A 26,132-nucleotide genomic window follows, 5' to 3' on the forward strand; every position below is an offset into this window, starting at 1 on the left:
CGGCACGAGCATGCTCTCGTGATCGATATCAGGCCGCTCACCCCCGACGACTGGAAGCTCTGGCGCGAGGTCCGCCTCGCCGCGCTGGCCGAGGCCCCGTACGCGTTCGGCTCCCGGCTCGCCGACTGGCAGGACGACGGCGACCGCGCGGAGCGCTGGCGCTCCCGCCTCGAGATCCCCGGTTCCCACAATCTCGTCGCCCAGCTCGACGGGCGACCGGTCGGCCAAGCCAGCGGGGTGCCCACCTCCACCGCCGGGGTCGCGGAACTCATCTCGATGTGGGTGCACCCGGAGGTCCGCGGCCACGGCGTCGCAGACGCGCTGGTGGACGCCGTGGCCCGGTGGGCACGAGAGGTCGGCGCCGACCGGCTGCGGCTGGCGGTGACGGCGGGCAACGAGCGGGCCACCAGGCTGTACCGACGCCACGGCTTCATGCCCACCGGCGAGCTGGGCGACCTCATGCCCGACGGCGTGCAGCGGGAGCAGGTGATGGCCCGGGACCTGCGCGGGACGTGACCTGCGCGGGACGTGACCTGCGCGGGACGTGACCTGCGCGGGTCGCGGGCTTCGGGGCCGGGCGCCCGCTCCGGGTCACCCAGTCTGGACGCTGTCGAGCTGCCCCAGATATGGGACCACGACACCCCGACGACCCGAGCCACCCGACGCGGGACGGCCGGCCCAACACCACCCGACGCGCGACGGCCGGCCCAGCACCACCCGACGCAGGACGGCCAGCCCATCACCACCCGACGCAGGACGGCCAGCCCATCACCACCCGACGCGGGATGGCCGGCCCATCACCACCCGACGCGGGACGGCCGGCCCATCACCACCCGCACCGTCGACTCCGCGATGACCGTCGCCGGACGCCGGCCATCGCCCGTCGGCCATCGGACGGTGGACGCCGGCCATCGGACGACGGTCCACAGGGGCGCCGGACCCGCCGTGCGCTCGAGCGATGGAGCCGCCCTGCCCCGATGGAGCCGTCCTGCCCCATTTCTGGGGCAGCTCGACAGGACGCACACCACACTCCCGGGTCCGGCCGGACGGCCGCGACGACCCACCGCGCCCGACGCCGCGAACGGCGAAGCGCCACGGATCGTCGCGTCAGACCAGGCAGTTGACGATCTCGGCGATCGACCGGCGGCGACCGGTGTAGAACGGCACTTCCTCGCGCACGTGCCGGCGGGCGGCGGAGGCGCGCAGGTCGCGCATCAGGTCCACGATCCGGTGCAGCTCGTCGGCCTCGAAGGCGAGCATCCACTCGTAGTCGCCGAGGGCGAACGAGGCGACCGTGTTGGCGCGCACGTCCGGGTAGCCGCGGGCCAGCCGGCCGTGCTCGGCGAGCATCTCCCGCCGCTCCGCGTCCGGCAGCAGGTACCACTCGTAGGAGCGGACGAACGGGTAGACGCACAGGTAGGCGCGGGCCTCCTCGCCGGCGAGGAACGCCGGGATGTGGCTCTTGTTGAACTCGGCCGGCCGGTGCAGGGCCATCTGCGACCAGACCGGCGTCATGCTCCGGCCGAGGGTCGTACGGCGGAAGCGCAGGTACGCGTCCTGCAGCGCGTCGCTGGACGCGGAGTGCCACCAGATCAGCAGGTCCGCGTCGGCGCGCAGGCCGGACACGTCGTACGTGCCGCGGATCGTCACGTCCTTGCCGGCCAACTCCTCGAAGAGCGCCTCGATCTCGGCGGTGACGTTGTCCCGCAGGGACGGCAGTGGGCTGCTGGCCCGGAACACCGACCACATGGTGTAGCGGATGGTCTCGTTCAGCTCCCGCAGCCGGGCCGCGTTCGTCTGCTCGGTCATGTCCCCGATCCTCCCAATGCAGTGATGATCTCGTCGGCCGCCGTCTCGCCGGAGCGGACGCAGACCGGGATCCCGACCCCGTCGTAGCCGGCCCCGGCCAGGGCCAGGGTGGGGTGGTTGGCGCGCAGTGCGGCGCGTACCGCGGCCACCCGGTCGGTGTGTCCCGGGGCGTACTGCGGCAGCGCCCCGCCCCAGCGCTGCACGTGCCCGTCGACCGGCGCGGGCAGCGGCGTGCCGAGCACCGCGGACAGCTCCCGGTGCACGGTCGCGGCCAGGTCCTCGTCCGGGCGCTGGAGCTGCGCCTCCTCGCCGTACCGGCCCACCGAGGCACGCACGAGGGCCAGCCCGTCCGGCCGGCGCAGATGCCCCCACTTGGTGGTGAAGAAGGTGGACGCCTTGATCAGCAGTCCCTCGGTGCCGGGCACCAGGAGACCGGAGAGCTCCGGCAGCCGCGGCTGTGGCAGGGCCATGGTGACCAGCGCGACGCTGGCGTAGTCCAGCTGCCCGACGACGCCCGCCAGCTCGGGCGCCGGCCCGGCGAGCAGCCTCGCGGCCGGACGCGCCGGTACGGCGAGCACCACGGCGTCGACCTCGACGTGTTCCGGGTCACGGGTCGGGCCGACGGTCAGCCGCCAGCCGGACGGTGTCGGACGCAGTTCGCGGACGGTCGCGTCCTGGCGGATCGTCGCGCCGCTCTCGCGCGCCGCCGCGGCCACCAGGGTGCCGAGCCCGCCGACCAGGCTGCCGAAGACCGGGACGCCCGGCGCGCGCGGCGCGGCGGCCTGCGCGGCGCGGACCGCTCCGACCAGGGTGTGCTCGACCTGGGCGGCCCGGGCCAGCCCCGGCATCGTGGTCACCAGGGACAGGTCGTCGGCGCGGCCGGCGTACACCCCGCCGAGCATCGGGTCGACCAGCCGGTCGACCACCTCGTCGCCGTAGCGCGCGCGGACCAGCGAGCCGACGCTCACGTCCTCGCCGGGGCCGAGCAGCGGGCGGCCCTCGTCGCGGTCGGCCGCCGCGTCCGGCTTGGCCACCGCCGTCACCTTGGCCAGGTCGCCGGGTACGCCGACCAGCGTGCCGCCCGGGACCGGGCGCAGCCCCCCGTCGACGACGAGCGCGGCCTGCCCGACCGTCGGGTGGACGATCCGCTCGGCCAGGCCGAGCCGGCGGACCAGCGCGAGCGCGGCGGACTCCCCACCGGCCGGGTCGCGCATCAGGAAGGACTCGGCGCCGAACTCCACCGGCTGGCCGGCCAGCGCGCCGGTACGCAGCTTGCCGCCGAGCGTGCCGGACTGCTCGTACACCGTGATCTCGGTGCCCTCCGGGGCGCTGTCGCGCAACCGGACGGCGGCGGCCAGCCCGGCGATCCCGCCACCGACCACTGCCACTCGCACCGGACGCCGCATGCCGCTCAGCTCCGCTCGACCGGGCCGGCGGTGAGTTCGTGCACCAGCGCGACCACTCGCGTCAGCACGTCCGGGTCGGTCTCCGGCAGGACGCCGTGACCCAGGTTGAACACGTGCCCCGGGGCGGTCCGGCCCTGCGCCAGCACGCGACGGACCTCGGCCTCCACTACCGGCCACGGGGCGAACAGCACCGCCGGGTCGAGATTGCCCTGCACGGCGCGCTCCGGCCCGATCCGGACGGACGCCACGTCCAGCGGCGTACGCCAGTCGGCGCCCACCACGTCGGCGCCGGCCTCGCCCATCGCGCCGAGCAGTTCGCCGGTGCCCACCCCGAAGTGGATCCGCGGCACGCCCGCGTCGGCGAGCCCGCCGAGCACCGTCGCCGAGTGCGGCAGCACGTACCGGCGGTAGTCCGCCTCGGAGAGCGCGCCCGCCCAGGAGTCGAAGAGCTGCACCGCGGAGACCCCGGCCGCCACCTGGACCCGCAGGAACGCCAGCGTGACCTCGGCCAGCCGGCTGCAGAGCGCGTGCCACAGCTGCGGATCGCCGTACATCAGCGCCTTGGTCTTCGCGTGCGTACGCGACGGCCCGCCCTCGACCAGGTAGCTGGCCAGGGTGAACGGCGCGCCGGCGAAGCCGATCAACGGGGTGTCGCGCAGCTCGGCGACGAGCATCCGGACCGCCTCGTCCACGTACGGGACGTCGTCGCGGCCGATCGGACGGATCCGTTCGACGTCGGCGGCGGCGCGTACCGGCTCGGCCACGACCGGCCCGGTGCCCGGCACGATGTCGAGGTCGACCCCGGCCGCGGCGACCGGCACCACGATGTCGCTGAACAGGATCGCCGCGTCCACACCGTGCCGGCGTACCGGCTGGAGCGTGATCTCGGTGACGAGGTCGGGGCGGCGGCAGGACTCCAGCATCCCCACGTTCGCGCGGATCTCCCGGTACTCCGGCAGCGAACGGCCGGCCTGGCGCATGAACCAGACGGGAGTGTGCGGGCCGGCCTGGCGGCGGCAGGCCCGGACGAAGGGCGAGTCGCCCGGTCCGGCGGGGGCGGGGTCTCCGTCTCGGGTCGCGATGCCCGTGCTGTCCGTGCTCATCGCGGCCATCGTGCCACGCGCCACGACACCTCCGTCGGGCCCGCCCCCACTTTGTGACCCGTCCCCGGCCGCGCGGTTCCGCCGCCGTGCGCCGCCCCCCGTGTCGGCGCGCCGTCGCGGCGGGCGGGGGCACGGCGGCATAGGCTGCCGACATGGCCCCCCCGATCGCGCCCCCGGAGACCTTCGCCCGCGCGGTCGCCGGGCTGCGGTCCGCGACACCCCGCCCCGAGATCGTGCTGGAGGAGGTCGGCGCACCGAAGCGGCTCGCCCCGTACGCCTTCGCGCTCGCCGCCACCGTGCTGCGCGACGAGGACGAGGTGGCCACCGGGCGCCTGATCCTGCTCCACGATCCGGCCGGGCACGAGGCGTGGCAGGGCACCCTGCGGCTGGTCACGTACGTGACCGCCGAGCTGGAGGTCGACCTGGCCGCCGATCCGCTGCTGCCGGGGGTCGGCTGGACCTGGCTCACCGACGCGCTCGACGCCCAGGACGCCGCGCACCGCGCCATCGGCGGGACGATCACGCAGACCATGTCGACGCGGTTCGGCGAGCTGGCTGGGCCGCCCGCCGTCGGCGACATCGAGATCCGCGCCTCGTGGACGCCGGTCGACGACGAGCTCGCCCCGCACCTGCTGGCCTGGTGCGCGCTGCTGGCCTCGACGGCCGGGCTGCCACCGCCCGGGGTGACCGCGCTGCCGGGGCGTCGCCCCGCCGGCGCGGCCTGACCCCGCAGGGGCGGCGTCAGAGGTAGTTCTCGGCCTCGTCGCAGACCTTGTCGAGGCCGCTCATGGCCTTGTCGTACGCGCTCTTGTCGTTGTTCGCGGCCGCGGCCAGCGCGGTGGTCAGCTTGTCCAGGCAGCTGGCGATGACCTTCTTCTGCCGGGCCTGCTCGTCGCGGTCGTTGCGGGTACCGGTGAGGTCCTGCTCGGTGTCGGCCAGCTTGTCCTGCACGCCCTGCAGGTCGGTCTTGAGCTTCTGGATCTCCTGGGCGTTCGCGGCGATCGTGCCGTCGCGCTCGGTGACCTGGGCGGAGAGGCGCCGCTCGGTCCGGTCCAGTTCGTTGTTCTTGGTGACGTAGAGGCCGGTCATCACGCCGCCGAGGACGAAGAGCAGGCCGGCCACCAGGGCCAGGACCAGGACCGCCCGCCCCTTACGGGCTGCCGGGGCGGGCGGCCCGTACGGCGGCAGCGAACCGGGTGGCGCGGACATCGGCGCACCGTAGTAGGGGCCGGCGACCGGCGGCACCGACATCGGCTGGTCGGCTCCGGGGCCGGAGACCGGCGGCGCGGAGACCTGACCGGCGTACGGCGGCACGCCGGCGGGCGACGCGTACCCGCCCGGCGCGGGCGGAGCGGAGAAGGGCTGCGTCGGGGCGGCTTGGGCCGGGATGGGTTGGGTCGGCGCCGCGGGCTGGACCGGCGGCATCGGCTGGGTCGGTTGCCCGGTGCCGTAGGGCGCCGGCTGCTGCGGGAACTGGGGGTTGCCGTCGTACGGCGGTTGACCGGGCACGGCCGGGGGCTGCGCCGGGTCCGGCGAGGGGTAGCCCTGCGGCCCGGTCGGTGGTTGGGTCATCTCTCCTCCAAATGAGCCGATCCGGCGTGACGGATGCCACTGGACCTCCAGTGGTACGACGGCCGGTCAACAGGACCTGGCTGGTTGTCGGCAGGGGCGGCCGAGGCGGGACAGGGCTCAGCCCGGGCGCGGCGGTCGCCTCCCGGGCGGCACGGCGCGGCGGTCAGCAGATCTCGAAGCCGTCGCAGGCGATCTTGATCGGCACGGCGAGGCCGATGCCCTCGGCGTCGCGGGCCTTGGCGGTGGCGATCCCGACGACCTGCTTGCTGCCGTTCACGACCGGACCGCCCGAGTTACCCGGATTGATCGGCGCGTCGAACTGGATGACCGGCCCAGAGCCGTCCCGTGCGTCGCGGAACGCGCTCACCACGCCGGTGGTGACGCTGTCCTCGAGCCCGAGCGGCGCGCCGACCACGACGATCTGCTGGCCGGACTTCACGGCGTCCGGCGCGGCCTTCAGGCCGGTGAACCGCCCGGTGGTGCGCAGGTGGGCGATGTCGTTGGTCTTGTCGATCTTCACGATCGTGGCCGGGAAACGCTGGTCGGTGCGTTCCAGGAAGACCTCCCGGTCGCCCGCCTCCCACACCGCCTCCACCACGTGGAAGTTGGTGAACAGGTTCGTGCCGCCACCGGCGGCCGGCTTGCCGATGGCGAACGCCGTCCCGGTGAACTGCCCGGCGCGGACCCGGAACACGCTGGGCAGCACGGCGCCGGCGACCGCCTCGGGGTTGAACGTGGCACCGGCCTGCTGCTCCAACACCCCGGCCCGCTGCTCCAGGCCGTCGAGGCGGGCGCGGTCCTCGCCCTGGGCCTCGGCCAACCGCCGGTCGGTGGACGCGAGCCGGTCGGTGAGCCGGTCGATCTGGTACGCCTGGAAGCCGGCCAGCCCGGCCAGCAACAGCACGACCAGCGCCGCGACGAGGCCGGGCCAACGCCGTCGGCGCGCTCCGCCCGAAGGCACCGCCGGCGGGCCCGGGTGCGCTCCGGCGCCGGCGGGCCACGCCGGTCCCCCTGGCGGCCCGGCCGGGAAGTACGGCCCGGAGGCCCCGGACGGCGGCGCTCCGGCCGGCCCGTAGGGCGCCGGCGCGGCGGGATCGGCGAACGGGCTCAGCGCCGGCGCGCCGGGCTGAGCCGGAACGGGGCTGCCCGGCTGCACCGGTCCGGGCGCACCGGGCGGGAACGGAGCGGCGGCCTGCGCCGGCACGGACGCGCCGGGCTGGAAAGGACCAGCGGGCTGCGCCGGCACGGGCGGGGCAGGCCTGAACGGTGCCGAAGTGCCGGGCGCGGGCCAGGCGGGCGCCGGACCGTACGCGGGTTCGATCCGGGGCGGCAACGGTCCGGGGCGATTCGTCGCCGGGGCCTCCGCCGACTCGCCAGACCCGTGCCCCACCGGCTGCCCCTCCGCCGGACCGTGCCCACCGGCACCGTGACCGGCCGAACCGTAGCCATCCGTCATGATCGCCACGCCCTCCCGTTGAAGCCCCCGTGCCACCACCCGCGCCGGTACGGTCCATCGACCCACGCGGCGGCTCGATGGACCGTACCGGCGCGGTCGGGGTTTGTCTCCCCCGTTGTCCGTACTCAGGCGACTGTCTGCGGCATCCGGCGGGCACACACGCCGACCGGCTGCGCCCACCGGTCCGCCGGGCGCACTAGGGTTGTCAGGTGACCGACGAACCACCCCTGCGCCGTCGGGCCGCCGAGAGCCGTCCGGGCGACGCACCGCACCACCCGCTGTCAGTTCAGCCGGAGTCGGCGGACGCGGCCAACGACCCGACCGCCGGTGGCCCCGAACTGCTGACCGCGCCCCGTGAGGGCACCCCGCAACCGGTGGCCACCCCGGAGGAGCTGGCCGACGTCGTCGCCCGTTTCGCCGCGGGCAGCGGCCCGGTCGCCCTGGACGCCGAACGCGCCTCGGGCTACCGCTACAGCCAGCGGGCGTATCTCGTGCAGCTGCGCCGCGCCGGCGCCGGCACCGCCCTGATCGACCCGCTCCCCCTGTCCGACCTGACCACGCTCGACGAGGTGATCGGCGAGGCGGAGTGGGTGCTCCACGCGGCCAGCCAGGATCTGCCCTGCCTCGCCGAGGTGGGGCTGCGGCCGCGCCGACTGTTCGACACGGAGCTGGCCGCGCGGCTGGCGGGCTTCGAGCGGGTCGGCCTGGCCGCGCTGACCGAGCAACTGCTGGGGTTCACCCTGGAGAAGCACCACTCGGCCGCCGACTGGTCGAACCGGCCGCTGCCCGAGTCCTGGCTGACCTACGCGGCGCTCGACGTGGAGCTTCTCGTCGACCTGCGGGACGCGCTCGACGCGGAGCTGACCCGGCAGGGCAAGTCGGAGTGGGCGGCGGAGGAGTTCGCCGCGCTGGTCCGCACCGGCGCCCGGCCGCCGCGGGTCCGCGCCGAGCCCTGGCGGCGTACCTCCGGTATCCACCGGGTGCGCGGGGCGCGGGCTCAAGCCCGGGTCCGGTCGATGTGGTACGCGAGAGACCAGATAGCCGCACGTCGGGATTCCGCGCCGGGGCGCGTACTGCCGGACTCGGCGATCATCGCGGCTGCCGAGCTGGACCCGAAGGACGAGAAGAGCCTGCTCACGCTGCCCGGCTTCGGCGGCCGCTCGGTACGCCGGCTGGCCCGCACCTGGCTGGCTGCGCTGGAGGACGCGCGGCAGCTGCCCGAGGACGCCCTCCCGGTCGCCCCGGTGGTGGAGGGCCCGCCGCCACCGCACCGGTGGGCCGAGCGGGATCCGGTGGCCGCGGCGCGGCTGGCCCGGTGCCGGGAAGTGGTGCTACGGATCTCCGGGAAGCATCGGCTGCCCGCCGAGAACCTGATCGCCCCGGACTCCGTACGCCGGCTGGCCTGGGTGCCGCCGGAGGAGGTCACCGAGACGACGGTGGCCGAGACGCTGCGCGGTTTCGGCGCGCGCGAGTGGCAGATCGGCCTGCTCGCCGTCGACCTCACAACCGCCCTGACCCCCCCACCCCCCACCTCCTAACCCCAACCCAACCCCGCCCCACCCCAGCCCCAGCCCCAGCCCCAGCCCCGTTGATCATGAAGTTATTGCCCGGCCAGGCGGCGTGTCGCCGCAACAACTTCATGATCAACGGAAGGTAGGGCGGACGGCAGCGCGGGAGGCGGGGCGGACGGCACTGGGGACGGCGGGCGGGAGGCTGGGGCGCTGGGCGGGCGGAGTGAGCGGTGTGGGATGCGCCACACGGGGCGCGGTGCCGGGGTCGGTTACTGACAAGTAGCATCCGAGGAACCACGCCCGTGCCGGCGACCTCATTCGGTCCGTGCCGCCGCCTGTCGGCGCAGAGGCCGAGTCATGGTCGAAAAGGAGGCTCAAGTGCCCCGTGAAGTTCGGGATGTCGTCTTCGTCGACGGCGTCCGCACCCCGTTCGGCAAGGCGGGTGGCATGTACGCCAACACCCGCGCCGACGACCTGGTGATCCGCTGCATCCGAGAACTCCTGCGTCGCAACCCGCAGCTGCCGCCGGAGCGGGTCGAGGAGGTCGCGATCGCCGCCACCACTCAGATCGGCGACCAGGGCCTCACCATCGGCCGGACCGCCGCCCTGCTGGCCGGTCTCCCCAAGACGGTGCCCGGTTTCGCCATCGACCGGATGTGCGCCGGCGCGATGACCGCGGTGACCACTGTGGCCGGCGGCATCGCCATGGGCGCGTACGACGTCGCGATCGCCGGCGGCGTCGAGCACATGGGCCGCCACCCGATGGGCGAAGGTGTCGACCCCAACCCCCGGATCCTCGCCGAGAAGCTGGTCGACCCGTCCGCGCTGGTCATGGGCGCCACCGCGGAGAACCTGCACGACCTGGTTCCGCACATCACCAAGGAGCGCACCGACGCCTTCGCGCTCGCCTCGCAACAGAAGACCGCCAAGGCGTACGCCAACGGCAAGCTCCAGGGTGACCTGGTGCCCGTCGCGATGCGCGACCCCGAGACCGGCTGGGGCCTGGCCACGGTGGACGAGGCTCCACGGGACACCTCGATGGAGAAGCTCGCCACCCTCAAGACCCCGTTCCGCCCGCACGGCAAGGTGACCGCGGGCAACGCGGCCGGCCTGAACGACGGCGCGACGGCGAGCCTGCTCGCCGACGAGGCGACGGCCCGCGAACTGGGCCTGCCGGTCGCCATGCGGCTGGTGTCGTACGGCTTCGTCGGGGTGGAGCCGGAGGTGATGGGTGTCGGCCCGATCCCGTCCACCGAGAAGGCGCTGCGCATCGCCGGCCTGACCATCGACGACATCGGCCTGTTCGAGCTGAACGAGGCGTTCGCCGTGCAGGTGCTGGCGTTCCTCGACCACTTCGGCATCGCCGACGACGACCCGCGGGTCAACCAGTGGGGCGGTGCGATCGCCGTCGGCCACCCGCTCGCCTCCTCGGGCGTACGACTGATGACCCAGCTCGCCCGGCAGTTCGCCGAGCACCCCGAGGTCCGCTACGGCCTCACCGCCATGTGCGTCGGCATCGGCATGGGCGGCACCGTGATCTGGGAGAACCCACACTGGACGGAGTCCAGCAAGCCGGCTCAGCGGGAGGGTGGAGACAAGTGAGCGCGCTCGCCGCACCGAACGAGGTCGTCACCCGGGCGCTGCTGCGTCAGGTGACCGTACCGGGGCTGGACCGTCCCGCCGCCCTGATCACGCTGGACAACGGTCTCGATCACACCAAGCCGAACACCTTCGGCCCGGCCGGCCTGACCAGCCTGGACGAGGCGATCACCGCCGCCCTCGCGGCGGACCCGGCGTTCGTCGCGGTCACCGGCAAGCCGTACATCTTCTGCGTCGGCGCGGACATCACCGGCCTGCCGCTGCTCGCCGACCGGGAACAGGCGCTGGAGATCGGCCGGCTCGGCCACCGGGTCTTCGCCCGGCTCAGGGACAGCAGCGTGCCGACGTTCGCGTTCGTCAACGGCGCGGCGATGGGCGGCGGCCTGGAGTTGGCGCTGCACTGCCACTACCGGACGCTCTCCGGCGGCGCGGCCGCGCTCGCCCTGCCCGAGGTCTCGCTCGGCCTGGTACCCGGCTGGGGCGGCACCCAGCTGCTGCCGAATCTCATCGGCATCCCCGCGGCGACCCAGGTGATCGTCCAGAACCCGCTGATGCAGAACAGGATGCTCAAGCCGAAGCAGGCCGCGGAGATGGGCATCGCGGACGTCCTGCTGGAGCCGGCCGACTTTCTGGAGCGCTCGCTGGAGTGGGCCGCCGGCGTGGTCCGCGGCGAGGTCACCGTCACCCGGCCCGAGGTGGACCGGGCCATGTGGGCCGGGGTGCTCTACTTCGCCCGGCAGACCCTCGACCAGCGACTGCACGGATCCGTTCCCGCGGCCTACAAGGCACTGGACCTGCTCGACACGGCGAAGGACGCCGACTTCGCCACCGGCACCGCCGCCGAGGACGAGGCGCTGGCCGACCTCATCTTCTCCGAGGAGCTGCGCAGCGGCTTGTACGCGTTCGACCTGGTGCAGCGACGCGCCAAGCGTCCGGCCGGAGCACCCGACAAGAGCCTGGCCCGCCCGGTCACCAAGGTGGGCATCGTGGGCGCCGGCCTCATGGCGAGCCAGCTCGCGTTGCTGTTCGCCCGCCGGCTGCAGGTGCCGGTGGTGATGACCGACCTCGACCAGGCCCGGGTCGACAAGGGCGTCGGATACGTCCACACCCAGATCGAGAAGGCCGTCACCAAGGGCCGGATGGACAAGGGCACCGCCGCCAAGCTGTACGGGCTGGTCAGCGGCGCACCGAAGGCGGAGGCCTTCGCCGCGGCGACGCCGGGCCAGCGCACTTCGTTCGCCGACTGTGATTTCGTGATCGAGGCGGTCTTCGAGGACCTGGCCGTCAAGAAGCAGGTCTGGGCCGAGCTTGAGAAGGTCGTCACGCCGGAGGCGGTACTCGCCACCAACACCTCCAGCCTGGCCGTTACCGCGATGGCCGAGGAGCTGGAGCACCCGGAGCGGGTGGTCGGGTTCCACTTCTTCAACCCGGTCGCGGTGCTGCCGCTGCTGGAGATCGTGCGGGGCGAGCGCACCGACGACGCCACGCTGGCCACCGCGTTCGCGGTCGGCAAGCAGCTGAAGAAGTCGTCGGTGCTGGTGAAGGACGCTCCGGCGTTCGTCGTCAACCGGCTGCTCACCCGCTTCCTCGGCGCCGTCTTCGCCGCCGTGGACGCCGGCACCCCGCTCGACGTGGCGAACAGCGCGCTGGATTCGCTGGGCCTGCCGATGCGCCCGCTCGCCCTGCTCCAACTGGTCGGCCCGGCGGTCGCGTACCACGTGGGCGGGACGCTGCACGACGCGTTCCCGGACCGCTTCGGGGTCAGCGGAAACCTCAAGCGGATCGCCGACTCCGGGCAACCGATCGTCGTCGACGACGAGGTGAACCCGGAGGTGGCCAAGCTGCTGGTGGTCGGCGACGCACCGCTCACCGCCGAGCAGGTACGACAGAACGCGCTGGACGCGCTGGCGCAGGAGATTCGGCTCATGCTCGACGAGGGTGTGGTGGCCGAGGCGCAGGACATCGACCTGTGCATGATCCTCGGTGCCGGTTGGCCGTTCCACCTGGGTGGGATCACCCCGTACCTGGACCGGACCGGCACGTCCGAGCGCGTCACCGGCCGGCGCTTCCTCCCCCGCGGGGCGGCCAGCCTGCCCGCCTGACCCGCCGCTCCCCCCGAAGAGCGCGGTGGCCGACAGCGTCCGGTGCGGACGTGCTCGGCCGCCGCGCTCTTCTACCTGTCGGCTTTCGGGGCAGCGGCGGCGGACCGGGCGTGGATAACATCACCCGTCCCGCTTCTCTCAACGGGAGCTGCCCGATGTCGTACCCGCCGGCTGATTCCTACCCCCCGTCTCCGGGGCGTGGTCCCTACCCGCCGCCCCAGGGCGGCCATCCGGGCCCGCAGCAATCGGATGACCATCCGCCGCGCCAGCAGGGCGGCCATGCCGGCCAGTACGGCGGCGGCTATCCCGGCGGTCATCCACAGCAACCCCAGCAGGGCGGGGGCTACTCCGGCGGCCATGCCCGGCAAGCGCCACACGCCGGCCACCCGGGCGGGCAGCCGACCGGCAGCCACCCCGGCCGGCCGACCGGCAGCCACGGCGAGGCGCACCGTGGCGGTTACCCCGCGCGGGAGCCCGGCGGCTACCCCGGGGCGCAGCCTGGCGGCTACCCACCGCCCCACCAGAGTGGTCACCCCGACCAGCACGGCGGTCACCCCGGCCAGCACGGCGGTCACCCCGGTGGGCCGACGGGCGGTTACCGGCCGCAACCGCAGCCGGGCGGCCACCCCGGCCAGCAGTACGACGGCTACCCCGGCGGCTACGCCGGCCAGCAGGCCGTTGGCTACCCGGGCGGTCGTCCCGTTCAGCAGACCGACGGATACCCGGGCGGCTACCCCGGCCAGCAGACCGGCGGTCATCCGCAGCAGCCTCAGCAGGGCGGCTACCCGGGCAGCCAGCAGCCCGTCGGCTACGCCGGGCCGCAGCCCGGCGGTCACCCCGGGGCGCAGCCCGTCGGCTATCCGCCGCACCAGCAGGGTGGCTCGATTCCGTCCCAGAGCGGCCAGCCGCACGGGGGAACCTCGCTCGGCCCGTCGGCGCCGAAGAGGTCCAACACCGGCAGGATCGTCCTGATCGCGGTCGCCGTGGTGCTGGTGCTCTGCCTCGGCGGCGGGATCGCGACCTGGTTCGTGATCAAGAATGACGTGAGCGAGGGCCTCGAGGCCGCCAGTACCCGGGTCGTCGCACCGGAGACGCTCGCCGGCCGGCCCAGGGTCACCAACACCGAACTTCAGAGCATCGCCGACCAGATGGTCACCGAGATGAAGAAGGGTACGCAGGGCGGGTTCACCAGCACGGTGGGCGCCTTCTACGGCGACCCCGCCAAGCGGGAACTCACGATGATCGTCAGCGCCTCCGGGCTGATAGCCGATCCCAAGAAGGAACTCGACGGCGCGGTCACCGAGATCTCCCCGGAACTCGCCATCACCGAGACGACGCCAGTGGATCCCGGTCCGCTCGGCGGCGAGGCCCGCTGCGGCGACGGCAAGGTCGACACCACACCGCTTGGCGTCTGCCTCTGGGCCGACCGGGGCAGTATCGGCGCGATCGTGGTCTACTTCAAGTCCGCCGAGGAGATCAAGGCCGATTTCGTCACCATGCGCGGCGAGATCGAGCAGCGGTCCTGACCCGTACCGGACGTGGGCCACGGTCACCGGCCCGGTGACCGTGGCCCCGCCGTCTCAGGCCGACGCGGCCCGCTCCGCAGCGCTACGCAACACGCAGAACTCGTTTCCCTCCGGGTCGGCGAGCAGCACCCAGCCGGAGCCGTCCGGCCGACGGTGGTCGGCGACCTGCGTCGCGCCGATGCCGAGCAGTCGCTCGACCTCCTCGTCCCGGGTACGGTCGGCCGGCTCCAGGTCGAGATGGAGCCGGTTCTTCACCACCTTGTCTTCGGGTACGGCCAGGAAGAGCACCTCCGGGCCGCCGGGCGGCAGCAGCATGGCCTCCGGGTCGCCGGGGAAGTCGTCGGGCTGGCGGGGGCAGTCGAAGACCTGGGCCCAGAACCCGGCCAGAGCATAGGTGTCGCGGCAATCGATGCCGATGTTGTGGATCCGTGCGCTCACGGTCGCTCCTTCGAGCTGGATGAACGCGCTCCGCGGGCCGGCAGAGTCAGCGGTGACCGGGGCGGGGCGCGGGAATCGTCAAGGTGGACATCAACCACACCCCCTCTCGACCGTCGGGCTGACTTCGATGATCCTCGCAGGCCCGGCGGAGTTCGCGCAATCCCGTCGGCCGGTCAACGCCCGGCCACGGGCTCCGTCCCACCCCGACCGTCCGCTGCCGCGGAGGCGGCCGGAACGGCGTCGGCCGAGGGCAGCCGTACCGTCACCTCGAGTCCACCGCCGGGCTGGGCCACCGCCTGCACGGTCCCGCCGTGCGCGTCGCAGACCGCCCGGACGATCGACAGTCCCAGCCCGGAGCCACGCGCGCCGGTACGCTCCCGCCCACCTCGCCGGAACGGCTCGAAGAGTCCGGGCACGTCCGCCGGATCCACCTCGAACCCGGTGTTGCCGACCACGAGCCAGGAGTGCCGCCCATCCGTGCCGGTACGCACCCAGAGCCGCCCGTGCAGGTGGTTGTAGCGGACCGCGTTCTCGATGAGGTTCCCGGCCAGCCGGTCGAGCAGCCCCGGATCGCCGACGACGGATGCGGTCTTCAACGACGTCTGCACGCGCAGCCCGATCCGCTCCACCTCGCGCCGCATCGCCGAGAGCGCGTTGGCGGTCCCGCCCGCCAGATCGCACTCGGTACGCCGGCCGAGCCGACGGCCGGCCTGGGCCTCGCTGCGGGCCAGCACCAGCAGCGCGTCGACCAGCCCGTTCGCCCGTTCGGAGGCGTCCCGGACGACGGTCGCCATCCGGCGATACTCGGCGATGTCCGCCTCGTCGTCGCTGAGCGTCACGTCGATCTCGGTACGCATCACCGCGAGCGGCGTACGCAGCTCGTGCGAGGCGTTCGCCACGAACCGCTTCTGCGTCTCGAACGAGGCGGCGATCCGGTCCAGCATCGCGTCGAACGTCTTCGCCAGCTCGGCCACCTCGTCGTCGGCGCCCGAGTAGCCGATGCGCTGGTCGAGGGTGGCCTCGCCGAGCCGCTGCGCGGTGGCGGTGAGCTGGTGCAGCGGGCGCAGCGTACGACCGGCCACCGCGTACGCCCCGGCCACCCCGACCACGCTGATCGCCAGCAGCGCCACCAGGCCCTTGACGAGCAGCTCGCCGGAGGAGACGTCGACCAGTTGCCGCTGCCACTCGCCCGCGTCGACCGTACGACCGTCGGCGAGCACCACCGTGGTGCCCGGCAGCAGCTCGTCGGTCGGGCGCAGCGCGTCGCGTACCAGCAGCCAGGCGAGCAGCACGAGGATCGCGCCGGCGCCGACCAGCAGCACGCCGTTGAGCAGGGTGAGGCGCAGCCGCAGCGTCGGGCGCAGCCGGAGCCGCCGGTCCGCGCCGGCGCTGCCGGTGGCGGTGGCGGCGAGGCCGGTCATGCTGCCACCTCGGCCGTTCGGTAGCCGGCGCCCACCACCGTCTCGATCAGCGGCGGATCGCCGAGCTTCTTGCGCAGGGTCATCACGGTGACCCGGACGATGGTGGTGAACGGGTCCGTGTTGGCGTCCCAGACCCGCTCCAGCAGTTCCTCGCTGGAGACCACCGCACCGCGTGCCTTCAGCAGCTCGCGGAGCACGCCGAACTCCTTGTTGGTCAGTTCGATCGGTACCCCTGCCCGGGTGGCGACGCGCCGCGCCGGGTCCAGCACCAAATCGGCCAGGGAGAGCACCGGCGGGGCGGCCGGGGTGGCCCGCCGGGCCAGCGCCTGCACCCGGGCGACCAGTTCGTCGAAGGCGAACGGCTTCGGTAGGTAGTCGTCGGCGCCGAGTTGCAGGCCCTCCACCCGGTCCGCCACCGTGCCGCTGGCGGTGAGCATCAGCACCCGGGTCAGCGTCTCCGAGGCCGCCAGTTCGGCGCAGATCTGGTCGCCGTGCACGCCGGGCAGGTCCCGGTCCAGCACCACCACGTCGTAGCGGGTCACGAAGGCCAGCTCGTGCCCGGTGTCACCGTCGTAGGCGACGTCGACCGCCATGCCCCGTTTGCGCAACCCGCGCGCGATCGCGTCGGCGAGGTTGCGCTCGTCCTCCACCACCAGTACCCGCATGCCGATCTCCTCGCTGCCGACCTCCCGACAATCTAGGGCCTGGCGCAAAGAGCCCGGCCTGCCCGCCATTGCCGGGGACCGTCGGCGTGGGCGATGCTTCCGACACCCGGCACAGCGACGAACGGACGGCACCATGAGCACAGCAGCCCCGCCCCGGACCCGGGACATCGCCTACCGCGGCTTCCGCCTCCCCGGCGAGCAGGCGTCCGGTACCACCGCGGGGCTTCGCCCAGACGCGCGCGGGCTGCTGATCGCCGAGCCAGCCGGCGTCCGGCCCAGCCCGCCGGGCGACGAGCAGCGGTACGAGTGGGGCACCTGGACGTCGCCGCCGGTGCCCACCGGCTTCGCCGTCGGCGAGGTGGTCCCGTCGTGGACCGCGGAGACCCCGGACGGCTGCTGGATCGAGGTGGAGCTGCGCGGCTGGCACGGGGACACCCCGGCCACCGGCTGGTACCTGCTGGGCCGCTGGGCGGCCGACGACCGGGCGGTGCCCCGCAGCTCGGTGCCCGGCCAGCGCGACGGGGCCGCCCGGGTGGACACCGACACGCTCGTCGTCGGCGAGGCGACGGTCAGCGGCTGGCAGTTGCGGGTGACGCTGCTCCGGCCGGCCGGCAGCGGACTCGGCCCGGTGTTGCGTACGGTCGGCGCCGTCGCCACCGGCCGCCCGGACGCGGATCCCCCGGCGGCGGACGCGGCCCGCATGCCCGGGCCGGCGACGCACCGGCCCACCTCTGCGGCGGGCGGTCCAGGCGGGGTGCCGACCGCGACCGGCGCGGACCGGCCCGGCGCCGCCCGGGGCGTCGTGCTGGACGTGCCCCGGTACTCGCAGCGGCTGCACGGCGCGTACCCCCACTGGGGTGGGGGTGGCGACTCCTGGTGCAGCCCCACCTGCACCTCGATGGTGCTCGCCTTCTGGAACGCCGCCCCGGCCGCGCAGCGGTACGCGTGGGTCGACCCGCCCGGCCCCCGCCCGGTGGTGGTGCACGCCGCTCGGCACTGCTACGACCACGCCTACGGCGGGGCCGGCAACTGGTCGTTCAACACCGCCTACGCCGGTATGCACGGGGTGGACGCCTTCGTCACCCGGCTGCGGTCGCTGGTCGAGGCGGAGGCGTTCATCGCCGCCGGAATCCCGCTGGTGGTGTCCGCCGCGTTCCGCGCGGGCGAGGTGCCCGGGCTGGAGTACGACACCCGCGGCCATCTGATCGTGCTGGTCGGTTTCACCTCCGGCGGGGATCCGGTGCTCAACGATCCGTACGCCCCGGACGACGAGGCGGTGCGCCGGACCGTCAACCGGGAGCGGTTCGAGCTGGTCTGGCAGCGCGGCAGCGGCGGGATGGCGTACGTCATCCGGCCGGCGGAGGTGCCGCTGCCGCCGGCGCCCGACCAGGCCAACTGGTGAACGACGGGCCGGGGCAGCCACGCTCAGGGTTTCAACCGCCACAGTCCGAACCCGCCCGCCGGCTTCCGGCAGGCCAGCTGGTAGCCGATGCTCTGGCACTCTCCGGAGGCGTCGGGCAGCACATCGAGCGGTCGGGCCGCCCCGGCGACCAGGTCCAGTTCGGCGACGAGCAGTCCCCCGCCCGGCCGCGGCCGGACACCCATGAACGGCCCACCGGCTTCCGTGGGTGCGACCACGTCCCACCGCCCCAGCTGTCCGCGTACCGCGCCGGTGAGAGGGTCGAGCACCTCGAGCCGATCCGCTCCGCTGTCGTTCCCGGCCGTGGCCATCAACCCCGCACCGGTCGACCAGACGATCCAGCCGGGACCCGTCCAGAGTCGGCGACCGGTGGCCGGATCGACCGCCTGGAGGTCGCCGGAGCGGCCCTGGAAGCAGAGGACCGGCCCGCACTCCGACGCGTAGGCGGCACCGTCGAGTTCGGTCCGCCAGCGCCGGTCCAGCCGGTCCAGGCCGTACGCGGTGACCGTCATGGGCCGGCCGCCGAGGGTGAGGAGCAGGTCCCCGACCACCTGCACGCCCATCTCGAGGCCGTCGGTCGGCACGCTCACCTCGCGACCGTCGGCGGGGTTCCACAGATGCGCCTCCGCCCGTACCGCTCCGGTGGCCGCGTCGCGCACCACGACCCGACCGTCGGCGGTGCTGTGCACCAGCCGGTCGACGCCGGACTCGGTGGACCGGAAGGTGAACTGCCCCGCCGGTTTGTCCGCCCGCCAGCGGACCCTGCCGCAGCAGCTGTCCACCACCCGCAGTGTCCCGCCCTGCTCGTCGTCGCCCGTCTGGAGCAGCAGGCCGCCGCCGCTCACCGGCAGTGGAGACCCCGGCTGCTGCCACCGGGATTCACCGGTGGCCGGATCCAGGGCGATGGTCAGGGTGCCCGGCGGGTCGCCCTCGGTGACCTCGTAGCCGGCGATCAGCAGCATTCCGTCCCGCAGCGACATTCCCCAGTACCGGCCCGGCACCGGCAGCGGCACCTGCCAGATCCGCTCGCCCCCCGGTAGCCGGTACGCGTCCAGCCGGCGCTGGGAACCGTTCGGGCCGGTCGGTTCGATCACCAGGTACAGATCGCCGGCGATCAACGCTTCGGAGCCGAGGGCCGCCGGCAAGGAGATCACCTCGCGTCGCGGCAGCGGTGTTGCGGAGACCAGGGTGGCCAGCAGGAGCAGGAGCACCAGCGCTCCGCGCAGCGGCCGGCCGGCGGCCCGTGGCGGCCGGGGCAGCGGCTCCTCCGGCTCGGCGCCGTGCCGCAACTCGCCGAGGTCGATGACGCGGTCGTTCACTCCGACCACCGCCAGACCCCGAACGACGCGCCGTCGGCGCGTTGGCAGACCAGCGTCGGACCCGCGCCGACTCTGCAGCCGCCGGCCGCACCGGTGATCACGTCCAGCGTGCGGACACGCGCAGCCGCGAGATCCAACGCGACGACGATCTGGCGGCCGCCGGGGCGGCGGCGGATGCCGATCACAGGTCCGTCCGCGTCGTAGCTCGAAAGCAGCTCGTTGGCGCTCAGCTCGACGAGCGGCCGGCCGGTCGCGGCGTCCAGCACGGCGTACCGGGTGACGGCTCTCCGGTTGGGCAGGACGAGCAGTCGATCTCCCCGCGCGGCGATGAGCGTCGCCGGTTCGGGCATGGTCCACCGGACGACGCCCGTCGTCGGGTCGAGCGCTCGAAGGCCGCCGTTCACTCCGACGGCGCAGAGCAGCCGTCCGCAGCTCTCGACGTGCGATGCCATCGGCAGGGAAGCCTGCCATCGTCTGCGCAGCCCGGCCAGGTCGTAGGCGGTCACCGTGGAGGTGAGTCCCTCGATTTTCAGCAGCAGCTCATCGACGACCTCGACGCGCTGCTCCCCGCTCGACACGTCGTAGCCGAGGTCCGCGCGGTGGGTGAGCGCACCGCTCGCCGGGTCGCGCACCTCGACCGTGCCGTCGGTCGCGAGCAGCAGAAGGCCCTCGAGCACGCCGTCGCGCAGGTGGTACTGCGGTCCGTAGCCCTGGTTGGGTATCGACCAGAGCGTCCGACCGGAGACCACGTCCACCGCCCGCACCTTTCCGGCGGCGACGCTGAAGTCGAGCAGCAGCAGCCGCCCGGCGGCGTCGAGCTGGGCGACGCCGGGCTGCCGCCATCCGACGCGTCCGGTGTGGGTGTCCAGCATCACCGATTCGGGTCCCAGCGGCCGCTCGCCCCTGCTGGTCAGCAGTAGCAGGTCATCGCCCGCCTGAATTCGCGCCAGGTCACCGATGGCCGGTAGCCGGGTCCGCCACCGCGGCTCGGGCCGCTGGACGACGAGACTCGCCCGCTCGGGCAGCGGATAGGCGACGACCTCGACGGTGCCGTCGGTCGTCCCCGCCGCCGGCGCCTCCACGATCAGCAGGTCGCCCGCGAGGAACACCCGGGCGCCGAGCGCTGCGGGCACCACGGCGGCGATCCGGCCCTTCCCCGTCTGGTCGGCGGCGAGCAGCGTCAGCACGAGCAGTGCGGCGAGGGCCGTCCACAGCGGACGTCGGGCCGCCCGCCGCCGGGACCGGGACGGGCGGACGTACGGATCCGGGTCCTCGCGCAGCTCACCGAGATCGATGACTGCCAACCTCGCCCTCCTTTTCCCCCGCGGCGCGCGGTCCCTACCCGGCGAACCGGCCGCCGCCGTGCCGGCCCGGCAAATGCCCCGGATCCGGCCTGTACGATGGCCCGTCGTGGCCGTGCCGGTAATAGACCCCTCGCTGAAACCCCTTGCCGACAACGACCAGGCCGAGGTTGGCGCGTCGCGAGCGAGCCGACGTCGGCCGGCGCGAGCCGACCTGATGGCCCTCGGAGCCTATGTGTTGCTCGGGGTTCTCGTCTGCCTCAACTACTGGGGTGATGTGCAGGGCCGGGTCTCCTCACACCTGCCCACCGACCACAGTTGGTTCGAATGGCTGTTCGCGCACGGCGCGTACTCGGTGCGGCACCTGGAGAATCCGCTCTTCACCGTGCGGCAGAACGCCCCGCTCGGGGTGAACATGATGGCGAACACCGCGCTGCTCGGGGTGACGCTGCCGCTGGCGCCGCTGACCATGCTGCTCGGTCCGCAGGTGATGTACGCCCTCTACCTGGGCGGGGCACTGGCGGCCACCGCCGCGACGAGCTACTGGGTGCTCTCCCGGCACCTGGTGCGTTCCCGCGGGGCGGCCTTCGTGGGCGGCGCCTTCCTCGGCTTCGCGCCCGGCATCGTGCACCACGCCAACGGCCAGCCCAACTTCGTCTCCAACTTCCTGCTACCCCTGATCGTGTCGCGGGTGTTGCGGCTCGGCGAGCCGGGACGGTGGCGGCGCAACGGCCTCGCGCTCGGCCTGCTGGTCGCGTACCAGATCTTCATCAACGAGGAGATGCTGCTGCTCACCGCGTTGGCCTGCCTGGTCGTCGTGGTCGCGTACGCGGTGCAGCGGCCGGCCGCCACGCGGGCCGTGGCGGGCACGTTCACCGCGGCGCTCGGCCTCGCCGGCGGGGTGGCGCTGCTGCTCACCGCCTACCCGATCTGGTTCCAGTTCAACGGGCCGCAGTCGTACCGGGGCCTGCAGGGCGGGGTGTTCCACAACTGGGGCGAGGACCTGGCGGCGTTCGTCACCTTTCCCCGGGACACCCTGGCCGGCGACCCCGCCGTCGAGCAGACCATCGGGCTCACCGAGCAGAACTCCTGGTTCGGCTGGCCGCTGGTGCTGGTCGCCGTCGTGGCCGTCGTGCTGCTGGTCCGCCGGTCGCTGGCGGCTCGGATCACGGCGCTGCTGATGGTGCTCTTCACCGTCGCGGCGCTCGGCCCCCGGATCCGGGTCGGCGGCGAGGAGACCACGGTCAACGGTCCGTGGCACTACATTCCGGACGACCTGCCGCTGGTCGAGATGATGATGCCGACCCGGCTGGCGCTGGTGGTGGCGGCCGCGGTGGGCGTGCTGCTCGCACTCGCCTGGGACGCGCTCACGCCCGTCGGCCGTCCGGTCACCGTGAAGGTGCCGGCCCAGCGCACCGGCGAGCCCGACGACGCCGCGGGGCCGGCGCCCACAACCGCCGGTGCGGCCCGCACGACGGCCAACGCGCGACGGTGGCTGCGCCCGGTGGGGTACGCGGCCGTCACACTCGCCCTGCTGCCGCTCATTCCTCGACCGCTACCGGCCCAGCCGGTGGAACCACCGCCGCACTTCGTCACCGCCGGCGGCTGGCGCCCGTACGTCCCGGCCGGACGCACCCTGGTCCCGGTGCCCATCCCGAGCAACGTGCACGGCCTGCCGACGCTGCGCTGGAGCGTCCTGACCGGGCAGGAGTTCCCGATCCCGGCGGGCTACTTCATCGGACCGAACGAGAAGGGCGAGGGAGTCTTCGGCGCGCCCAACCGCCCCACCAGCACCCTCACTTACTCCACGATGGACTCCGGTGAGGTACCCGCGCTCACCGAGGAGAACCGCCGGCAGGCCGTCGAGGATCTGCGCTGGTGGCGGGCCTCGGTGGTGGTGCTCGGCGCCCAGCCGAAGGAGGCGGTGCTGCGGGAGCTGATGACCGGCCTGCTCGGGCAACCGCAGCGGGTCGACGACGTCTGGCTCTGGGACGTACGCCCGTTGGTGGACTGAGCGGGGCGACCCGAGGCCGATCGACGCACCCGGTCGCGGACGTCCCGCACCCGGGCGCCGTCGATCTCACGTCCGGGACCGACCAGCACGTCGCGCGCCGGTGGACATCAAGCTTCGCGGCTGCTCAGCGTCCGCACGTCCCAGACCCAGACATCCAGCTCCCGGCGGCCGGGGCCGGCCAACTGCTCGACCGTACGCCGCAGCGGCTCGACATTCTGCTGGCTGAACGGAAGCACCAGGATCGCCGCCCGCCAGTGCCGCAGTTCGTCCAGGAATCGGCGGCGCTGCCGGTCGTCCAGCTTCGGCGTACGTCCGGTGGTGGCCACCTCCTGCAGCAACTCCCCCACGCCACTGGGCCGACCACCGAATCGGCCCGGGTCGCCGGTGTTGCCGTTACGTGGCGCGAGGAAGTACCCGCCCGGGATCTTGAAGTCGAGGTTGGTGGCGGCCGCCCAGCGCATGCCGTTGGTGTTGCCCATGCTCGGTACCGGGATCGGCACCAGCGTCTGGTCCGGCCCCACGTAGGCCCGCCACCGGTCGGCGGTGATGAACTTCGGCACCGGCGGGCGGGAGACCACACTCAGCGGCATGGGCACGATCGGCAGCAGCGCGAGCACCAGGCCGGCGACGGTGAGTGTCCGGGCGGTACGCCGGTCCGGCAGCCGCAGCGACCAGGCCCGTTCCACCGCGAACGCCAGCAGGATGGCCACCGTCACGGAGGTGATCAGACCGAACCGGGTCGGCACCACCGCGTCGAGCAGCGGCAACCGGACCAACCACTCCCACGGCCCGGTGGCCACCTCCCGGTGCCACCAGGAGATCCGCTCGCCGAGGGAGAGCACGGCGAACAGGGCGCCGGTGACCGCGAGCGCCCGGACCATCACCTCCCGGCGCAGCCAGCACACGATGCCGACGGTGAGCAGGGCGAGGCTCCACCCGAGGAACGCGTTCTCCTCCGAGTAGTTCGGGGCCAGGCCGACGTTCGCCCGTTGGTTCCCGCCGAGCGTGGGCGAGCCGGGTGCGAAGAAGGCGGCGATGTCGTTGCCGTAGTCCCGCACCGCGTCGCTGAGCCCGTGGTACGCCATCGGCCCGGCGAACTGGAAGTGCAACGGGTACGCCAGCAGCGCACCGGCCAGCAGCGCGCACGCGGACAGCCCCACCGCCATCGACCGCCACGCCGCCGCCCAGCGGTGCGGTTCCTGCACGACCACCGCGAGCAGGAACACCGCGCAGGTCAGCGCGGTGAAGAGAAGGATCTCCTCGTTGATGAACGCCTGCGCGGTGACCAGCAGGGCGAGCAGCAGTCCGTCCCGGACCGGTCGGCGGGTGCGGGAGAGCACGAGCACCCGCCAGACGATGAACGGCAGCAGGTACTGGCTGATGATGTTCGGATGCCAGTTGGCGTGCGACAGCATCGCCGGGGAGAAGCCGCAGAACCAACCGCCTACCGCCGCGGCCAGCCGGTTGCGGACCAGGTGCCGGGAGAGCACGTGGTACCAGGCGGCGGCGGTGCCGGCGAGGCCGAGCGTGACCAGCAGCACGAAGGAGACCGCGGGGCCGAAGAGGAGGGTCACCGGCACCATCGGGATGCCCAGCGCCAGGATGGCGGTGTTGGCCATCAGGTTGACGCCGTCGGGGTAGTTGAACTGTTCGGTGTAGAACGGGAACTCGCCGTGCAGCACGACCCGTACGGAGTGCGCGAGGAAGAACTGCACCTGGGCCGGGTCGCTGCTGTAGAGCGACGCGACCCGGCCGGCCGGGTCCATCCAGATCCGACTGGTCACCCAGAGCGCGGCGAGCAGGAAGACGGCGTAGGCCGCCAGGTCCTGCCGGCGAGGGCTCCACCGCCGCCATCGAGCGGCCACGGGCGCGGTGGTGTCGGTCCGGGTCGCGCCGGCCGTGCGGTCGGTCTGCTCGACCAGCGACCGACCGGCGTCCGGGGCGGGCGACGCATCGGTGACGGCCAACGCGATCGCGCCGTCACGTGCGGCCTCGCCGGCACCGTCCACGCCTGCGCAGGCCGCGCTCCGGTCGGGTCGGACGCCCGTGGCGGCGTCGTTATCCAGGGCGGATGCGGCGCGGGGCTCGACAGGCGTCACAGTCGGCGGAGTCTACCGGAGTGGCGAAAAGGCAGGAAAACCATGGTGTCGGTCCTTTGTGGTGTGCCGTCCGGTGCGCACGGCTGGTCCGGCACGAGGTGCTGCGTCATGTTGGTCGGACATCTCGTACTATGGCGCTTCCGACTTGAGGGCGAACGATCGGGGGCGTACAGGTGGCTCCAGTCCGCCGACGCGGCACGACGGCCACCGCGCTGCTGGCCGTACTGCTGGCCGCGACGGCCTGCGCTCCGGTCGCGGACCGTCAACCCGGCGACCTGCGGGTCGGCTACGACAGCCTCGACGGCACGCTCGCGATCTGGCCGCCGCGAGGCGACCTCGCCGGCGACGCTTCCGTGACCGCGGCGATCAGCGAGGCGGTACGCGACTGGCGGTCACCGGCCGACGACCGGGTGCACCTGCCCTCCTCCGGCATCCTCTTCTCCGGTGAGGTCGACGGCGCGCCGTTGGCTCTGGTCGCCGCCGACGTGCCCGGCCACAGCGCCTCCTGGCTGTTGCAGCTCACCCGCGACGGCGACCGCTACGTCGTCGCACAGGCCGCCGAGTACACCGATCCCGGTTATCTGGTCTACTCCGACGTGTTACCGGTGCTGACTCGGGCTGGGCGTCGTTATCTGGTCTCCGACCGGGTACGGCGCCTCGTCGGGCCTGACGGGAAGGTGCTGGCGACCGAGGACGGCGTCAGCGCGCCGGTCCCGGTGCCGGCCTGCCGTGCGGTGCCGGTGACGGCCAGCCTGCGAAGCACCGAGTCGTTGCCCCGCGGTCGGGAGACGCAGCGCCTGCTCGACCTCGGCACGGGCATCGACGACCCGCGCTACCCCCTGGTCGACGACGAGACCGGCTCCGGCCGGCGGGCGCTGACCGGGCTCGACACCTGTGCGCTCGCCGGGGATCGGGGGCCGTTCGGCAGCATCCCACGCCGCATCGGCGACCGGGACGCGCCGGGCTCGGTGCCCGAGTCGTGGCCGATGGCGAAGGTGGCGGTCCGATCGCTCGGCGAGTTGACCCTGGGCCGGGGCGAGCCGGGCGAGCTCGAGCAGCTCACCTGGCAGAGTGCCACCGACACGATGACCGCCGTGGTCTACCGACCACCCGGGCGCGACGCCCCGGTGCTCTCCCCCGCCGACCGGGTCGGCCCGTTCCAGGCCTACCGGCTACCCGTACCCGACCAGCCGCTGGTGGTGTTGAGCTGGCGTTCGACGCGCGACAGCTCTCTGTCGGTGGCACCGGGTACGCCGCTGCTGGTGCAGCGGCCCGGGTTGGCGGTGATGTCGGAGCCCGAGCGGCCCGAGACGGTCAGCTTGGCCGGCACGGAGAAGACCCACTACCGGTCGGTCGGCGGTCGCTGACCGG

General features: G+C 73.6%; 21 protein-coding genes. 9 read left to right on the plus strand and 12 right to left on the minus strand.

What is annotated here, in order from left to right; genetic code table 11:
• The first annotated feature begins 18 nt into the window (after positions 1-18).
• Positions 19-516 carry a GNAT family N-acetyltransferase gene (locus AB0F98_RS02130; RefSeq protein WP_357727282.1) on the plus strand — a complete coding sequence of 166 codons (498 nt, stop codon included), beginning with the start codon at positions 19-21 and terminating at the stop codon, positions 514-516.
• Between the two features lie 591 nt (positions 517-1,107).
• Here AB0F98_RS02130 and hemQ read toward each other — a convergent pair.
• The 3 genes from hemQ to hemE are packed head-to-tail and all read right to left on the minus strand — an operon-like array spanning position 1,108 to position 4,318.
• Positions 1,108-1,809, minus strand: a complete 702-nt coding sequence (gene hemQ, locus AB0F98_RS02135) for a hydrogen peroxide-dependent heme synthase (RefSeq protein ID WP_357727284.1) — start codon at positions 1,807-1,809, stop codon at positions 1,108-1,110.
• The gene (hemG, locus tag AB0F98_RS02140; RefSeq protein WP_357727287.1) at positions 1,806-3,215 is read right to left on the minus strand and encodes a protoporphyrinogen oxidase; all 1,410 of its coding nucleotides are present in this window, start codon (positions 3,213-3,215) and stop codon (positions 1,806-1,808) included. Before hemG ends, hemQ begins: the two co-directional genes overlap by 4 nt.
• Before the next feature lie 5 nt (positions 3,216-3,220).
• Positions 3,221-4,318 (minus strand): uroporphyrinogen decarboxylase, encoded by a 1,098-nt coding sequence (gene hemE / locus AB0F98_RS02145; protein WP_357727290.1) that lies wholly within the window; start codon positions 4,316-4,318, stop codon positions 3,221-3,223.
• A 152-nt stretch (positions 4,319-4,470) separates the two neighbouring features.
• Here hemE and AB0F98_RS02150 point away from each other — a divergent pair, with 152 nt between their 5' ends.
• Positions 4,471-5,043: a DUF3000 domain-containing protein gene (locus AB0F98_RS02150; RefSeq protein ID WP_357727293.1), complete on the plus strand. Its 573-nt coding sequence runs from the start codon at positions 4,471-4,473 to the stop codon at positions 5,041-5,043.
• 16 nt (positions 5,044-5,059) lie between these two features.
• Here AB0F98_RS02150 and AB0F98_RS02155 read toward each other — a convergent pair whose 3' ends face one another.
• Together AB0F98_RS02155 and AB0F98_RS02160 are read right to left on the minus strand one after the other, a co-directional pair.
• Entirely contained in the window at positions 5,060-5,890 is an 831-nt protein-coding gene (locus AB0F98_RS02155) for a hypothetical protein (RefSeq protein ID WP_357727296.1), read from the minus strand.
• Between the two features lie 163 nt (positions 5,891-6,053).
• Positions 6,054-7,094 carry a trypsin-like peptidase domain-containing protein gene (locus tag AB0F98_RS02160; RefSeq protein WP_357727298.1) on the minus strand — a complete coding sequence of 347 codons (1,041 nt, stop codon included), beginning with the start codon at positions 7,092-7,094 and terminating at the stop codon, positions 6,054-6,056.
• Between the two features lie 461 nt (positions 7,095-7,555).
• Here AB0F98_RS02160 and AB0F98_RS02165 point away from each other — a divergent pair, with 461 nt between their 5' ends.
• The 3 genes from AB0F98_RS02165 to AB0F98_RS02175 all read left to right on the plus strand — a co-directional run bounded on the left by AB0F98_RS02165 (position 7,556) and on the right by AB0F98_RS02175 (position 12,558).
• Entirely contained in the window at positions 7,556-8,884 is a 1,329-nt protein-coding gene (locus AB0F98_RS02165; protein WP_357727301.1) for a ribonuclease D, read from the plus strand.
• Between the two features lie 351 nt (positions 8,885-9,235).
• Entirely contained in the window at positions 9,236-10,459 is a 1,224-nt protein-coding gene (locus tag AB0F98_RS02170) for an acetyl-CoA C-acyltransferase (protein ID WP_357727304.1), read from the plus strand.
• Complete coding sequence (locus AB0F98_RS02175) at positions 10,456-12,558, plus strand: 3-hydroxyacyl-CoA dehydrogenase NAD-binding domain-containing protein (protein WP_357727307.1); 2,103 nt, start codon at positions 10,456-10,458, stop codon at positions 12,556-12,558. The genes AB0F98_RS02170 and AB0F98_RS02175 overlap by 4 nt, the downstream gene beginning before the upstream one ends.
• 71 nt (positions 12,559-12,629) lie before the next feature.
• Here AB0F98_RS02175 and AB0F98_RS02180 read toward each other — a convergent pair whose 3' ends face one another.
• Positions 12,630-13,469, minus strand: coding sequence for a hypothetical protein (locus AB0F98_RS02180; protein ID WP_357727310.1), 840 nt, complete (start codon positions 13,467-13,469; stop codon positions 12,630-12,632).
• Between the two features lie 72 nt (positions 13,470-13,541).
• On the opposite strand from AB0F98_RS02180, the gene AB0F98_RS02185 reads away from it, so the two are divergent.
• Positions 13,542-14,084 carry a hypothetical protein gene (locus AB0F98_RS02185; RefSeq protein ID WP_357727313.1) on the plus strand — a complete coding sequence of 181 codons (543 nt, stop codon included), beginning with the start codon at positions 13,542-13,544 and terminating at the stop codon, positions 14,082-14,084.
• 54 nt (positions 14,085-14,138) lie between these two features.
• Here the strand turns inward: AB0F98_RS02185 and AB0F98_RS02190 are convergent, their stop codons facing one another.
• The 3 genes from AB0F98_RS02190 to AB0F98_RS02200 form a co-directional block, all read right to left on the minus strand.
• Entirely contained in the window at positions 14,139-14,522 is a 384-nt protein-coding gene (locus tag AB0F98_RS02190) for a VOC family protein (RefSeq protein WP_357727316.1), read from the minus strand.
• Between the two features lie 173 nt (positions 14,523-14,695).
• On the minus strand, positions 14,696-15,943 hold the full coding sequence (locus tag AB0F98_RS02195; RefSeq protein ID WP_357727318.1) for a HAMP domain-containing sensor histidine kinase: 1,248 nt from the start codon (positions 15,941-15,943) through the stop codon (positions 14,696-14,698).
• Entirely contained in the window at positions 15,940-16,608 is a 669-nt protein-coding gene (locus tag AB0F98_RS02200; RefSeq protein WP_357727321.1) for a response regulator transcription factor, read from the minus strand. The genes AB0F98_RS02195 and AB0F98_RS02200 overlap by 4 nt, the downstream gene beginning before the upstream one ends.
• Positions 16,609-16,741: 133 nt before the next feature.
• Here AB0F98_RS02200 and AB0F98_RS02205 point away from each other — a divergent pair, with 133 nt between their 5' ends.
• Positions 16,742-18,010, plus strand: a complete 1,269-nt coding sequence (locus tag AB0F98_RS02205; protein ID WP_357727324.1) for a C39 family peptidase — start codon at positions 16,742-16,744, stop codon at positions 18,008-18,010.
• 23 nt (positions 18,011-18,033) lie between these two features.
• On the opposite strand, the gene AB0F98_RS02210 is transcribed toward AB0F98_RS02205, so the two are convergent.
• Both AB0F98_RS02210 and AB0F98_RS02215 read right to left on the minus strand, forming a co-directional pair.
• Positions 18,034-19,347: a PQQ-binding-like beta-propeller repeat protein gene (locus AB0F98_RS02210; RefSeq protein ID WP_357727327.1), complete on the minus strand. Its 1,314-nt coding sequence runs from the start codon at positions 19,345-19,347 to the stop codon at positions 18,034-18,036.
• Positions 19,344-20,651: a PQQ-binding-like beta-propeller repeat protein gene (locus AB0F98_RS02215; protein WP_357727330.1), complete on the minus strand. Its 1,308-nt coding sequence runs from the start codon at positions 20,649-20,651 to the stop codon at positions 19,344-19,346. The genes AB0F98_RS02210 and AB0F98_RS02215 overlap by 4 nt, the downstream gene beginning before the upstream one ends.
• Before the next feature lie 106 nt (positions 20,652-20,757).
• On the opposite strand from AB0F98_RS02215, the gene AB0F98_RS02220 reads away from it, so the two are divergent.
• Positions 20,758-22,662, plus strand: a complete 1,905-nt coding sequence (locus tag AB0F98_RS02220; RefSeq protein WP_357727334.1) for a hypothetical protein — start codon at positions 20,758-20,760, stop codon at positions 22,660-22,662.
• Between the two features lie 107 nt (positions 22,663-22,769).
• On the opposite strand, the gene AB0F98_RS02225 is transcribed toward AB0F98_RS02220, so the two are convergent.
• Positions 22,770-24,527, minus strand: a complete 1,758-nt coding sequence (locus tag AB0F98_RS02225; RefSeq protein WP_357728999.1) for a hypothetical protein — start codon at positions 24,525-24,527, stop codon at positions 22,770-22,772.
• A gap of 407 nt (positions 24,528-24,934) precedes the next feature.
• On the opposite strand from AB0F98_RS02225, the gene AB0F98_RS02230 reads away from it, so the two are divergent.
• On the plus strand, positions 24,935-26,128 hold the full coding sequence (locus tag AB0F98_RS02230) for a hypothetical protein (RefSeq protein WP_357727337.1): 1,194 nt from the start codon (positions 24,935-24,937) through the stop codon (positions 26,126-26,128).
• Positions 26,129-26,132: the final 4 nt, after the last annotated feature.

Source organism: Micromonospora sp. NPDC023737 (assembly GCF_040639715.1).
Classification (GTDB): Bacteria; Actinomycetota; Actinomycetes; order Mycobacteriales; family Micromonosporaceae; genus Micromonospora.

Coding starts and splice junctions, on each gene's coding strand:
- AB0F98_RS02150 (WP_357727293.1), top strand. CDS start 4,471: ATGGCCCCCCCGATCGCGCCCCCGGAGACCTTCGCCCGCGCGGTCGCC.
- AB0F98_RS02205 (WP_357727324.1), top strand. CDS start 16,742: ATGAGCACAGCAGCCCCGCCCCGGACCCGGGACATCGCCTACCGCGGC.
- AB0F98_RS02155 (WP_357727296.1), bottom strand. CDS start 5,890: ATGACCCAACCACCGACCGGGCCGCAGGGCTACCCCTCGCCGGACCCG.
- hemQ (WP_357727284.1), bottom strand. CDS start 1,809: ATGACCGAGCAGACGAACGCGGCCCGGCTGCGGGAGCTGAACGAGACC.
- hemG (WP_357727287.1), bottom strand. CDS start 3,215: ATGCGGCGTCCGGTGCGAGTGGCAGTGGTCGGTGGCGGGATCGCCGGG.
- AB0F98_RS02200 (WP_357727321.1), bottom strand. CDS start 16,608: ATGCGGGTACTGGTGGTGGAGGACGAGCGCAACCTCGCCGACGCGATC.
- hemE (WP_357727290.1), bottom strand. CDS start 4,318: ATGAGCACGGACAGCACGGGCATCGCGACCCGAGACGGAGACCCCGCC.
- AB0F98_RS02195 (WP_357727318.1), bottom strand. CDS start 15,943: ATGACCGGCCTCGCCGCCACCGCCACCGGCAGCGCCGGCGCGGACCGG.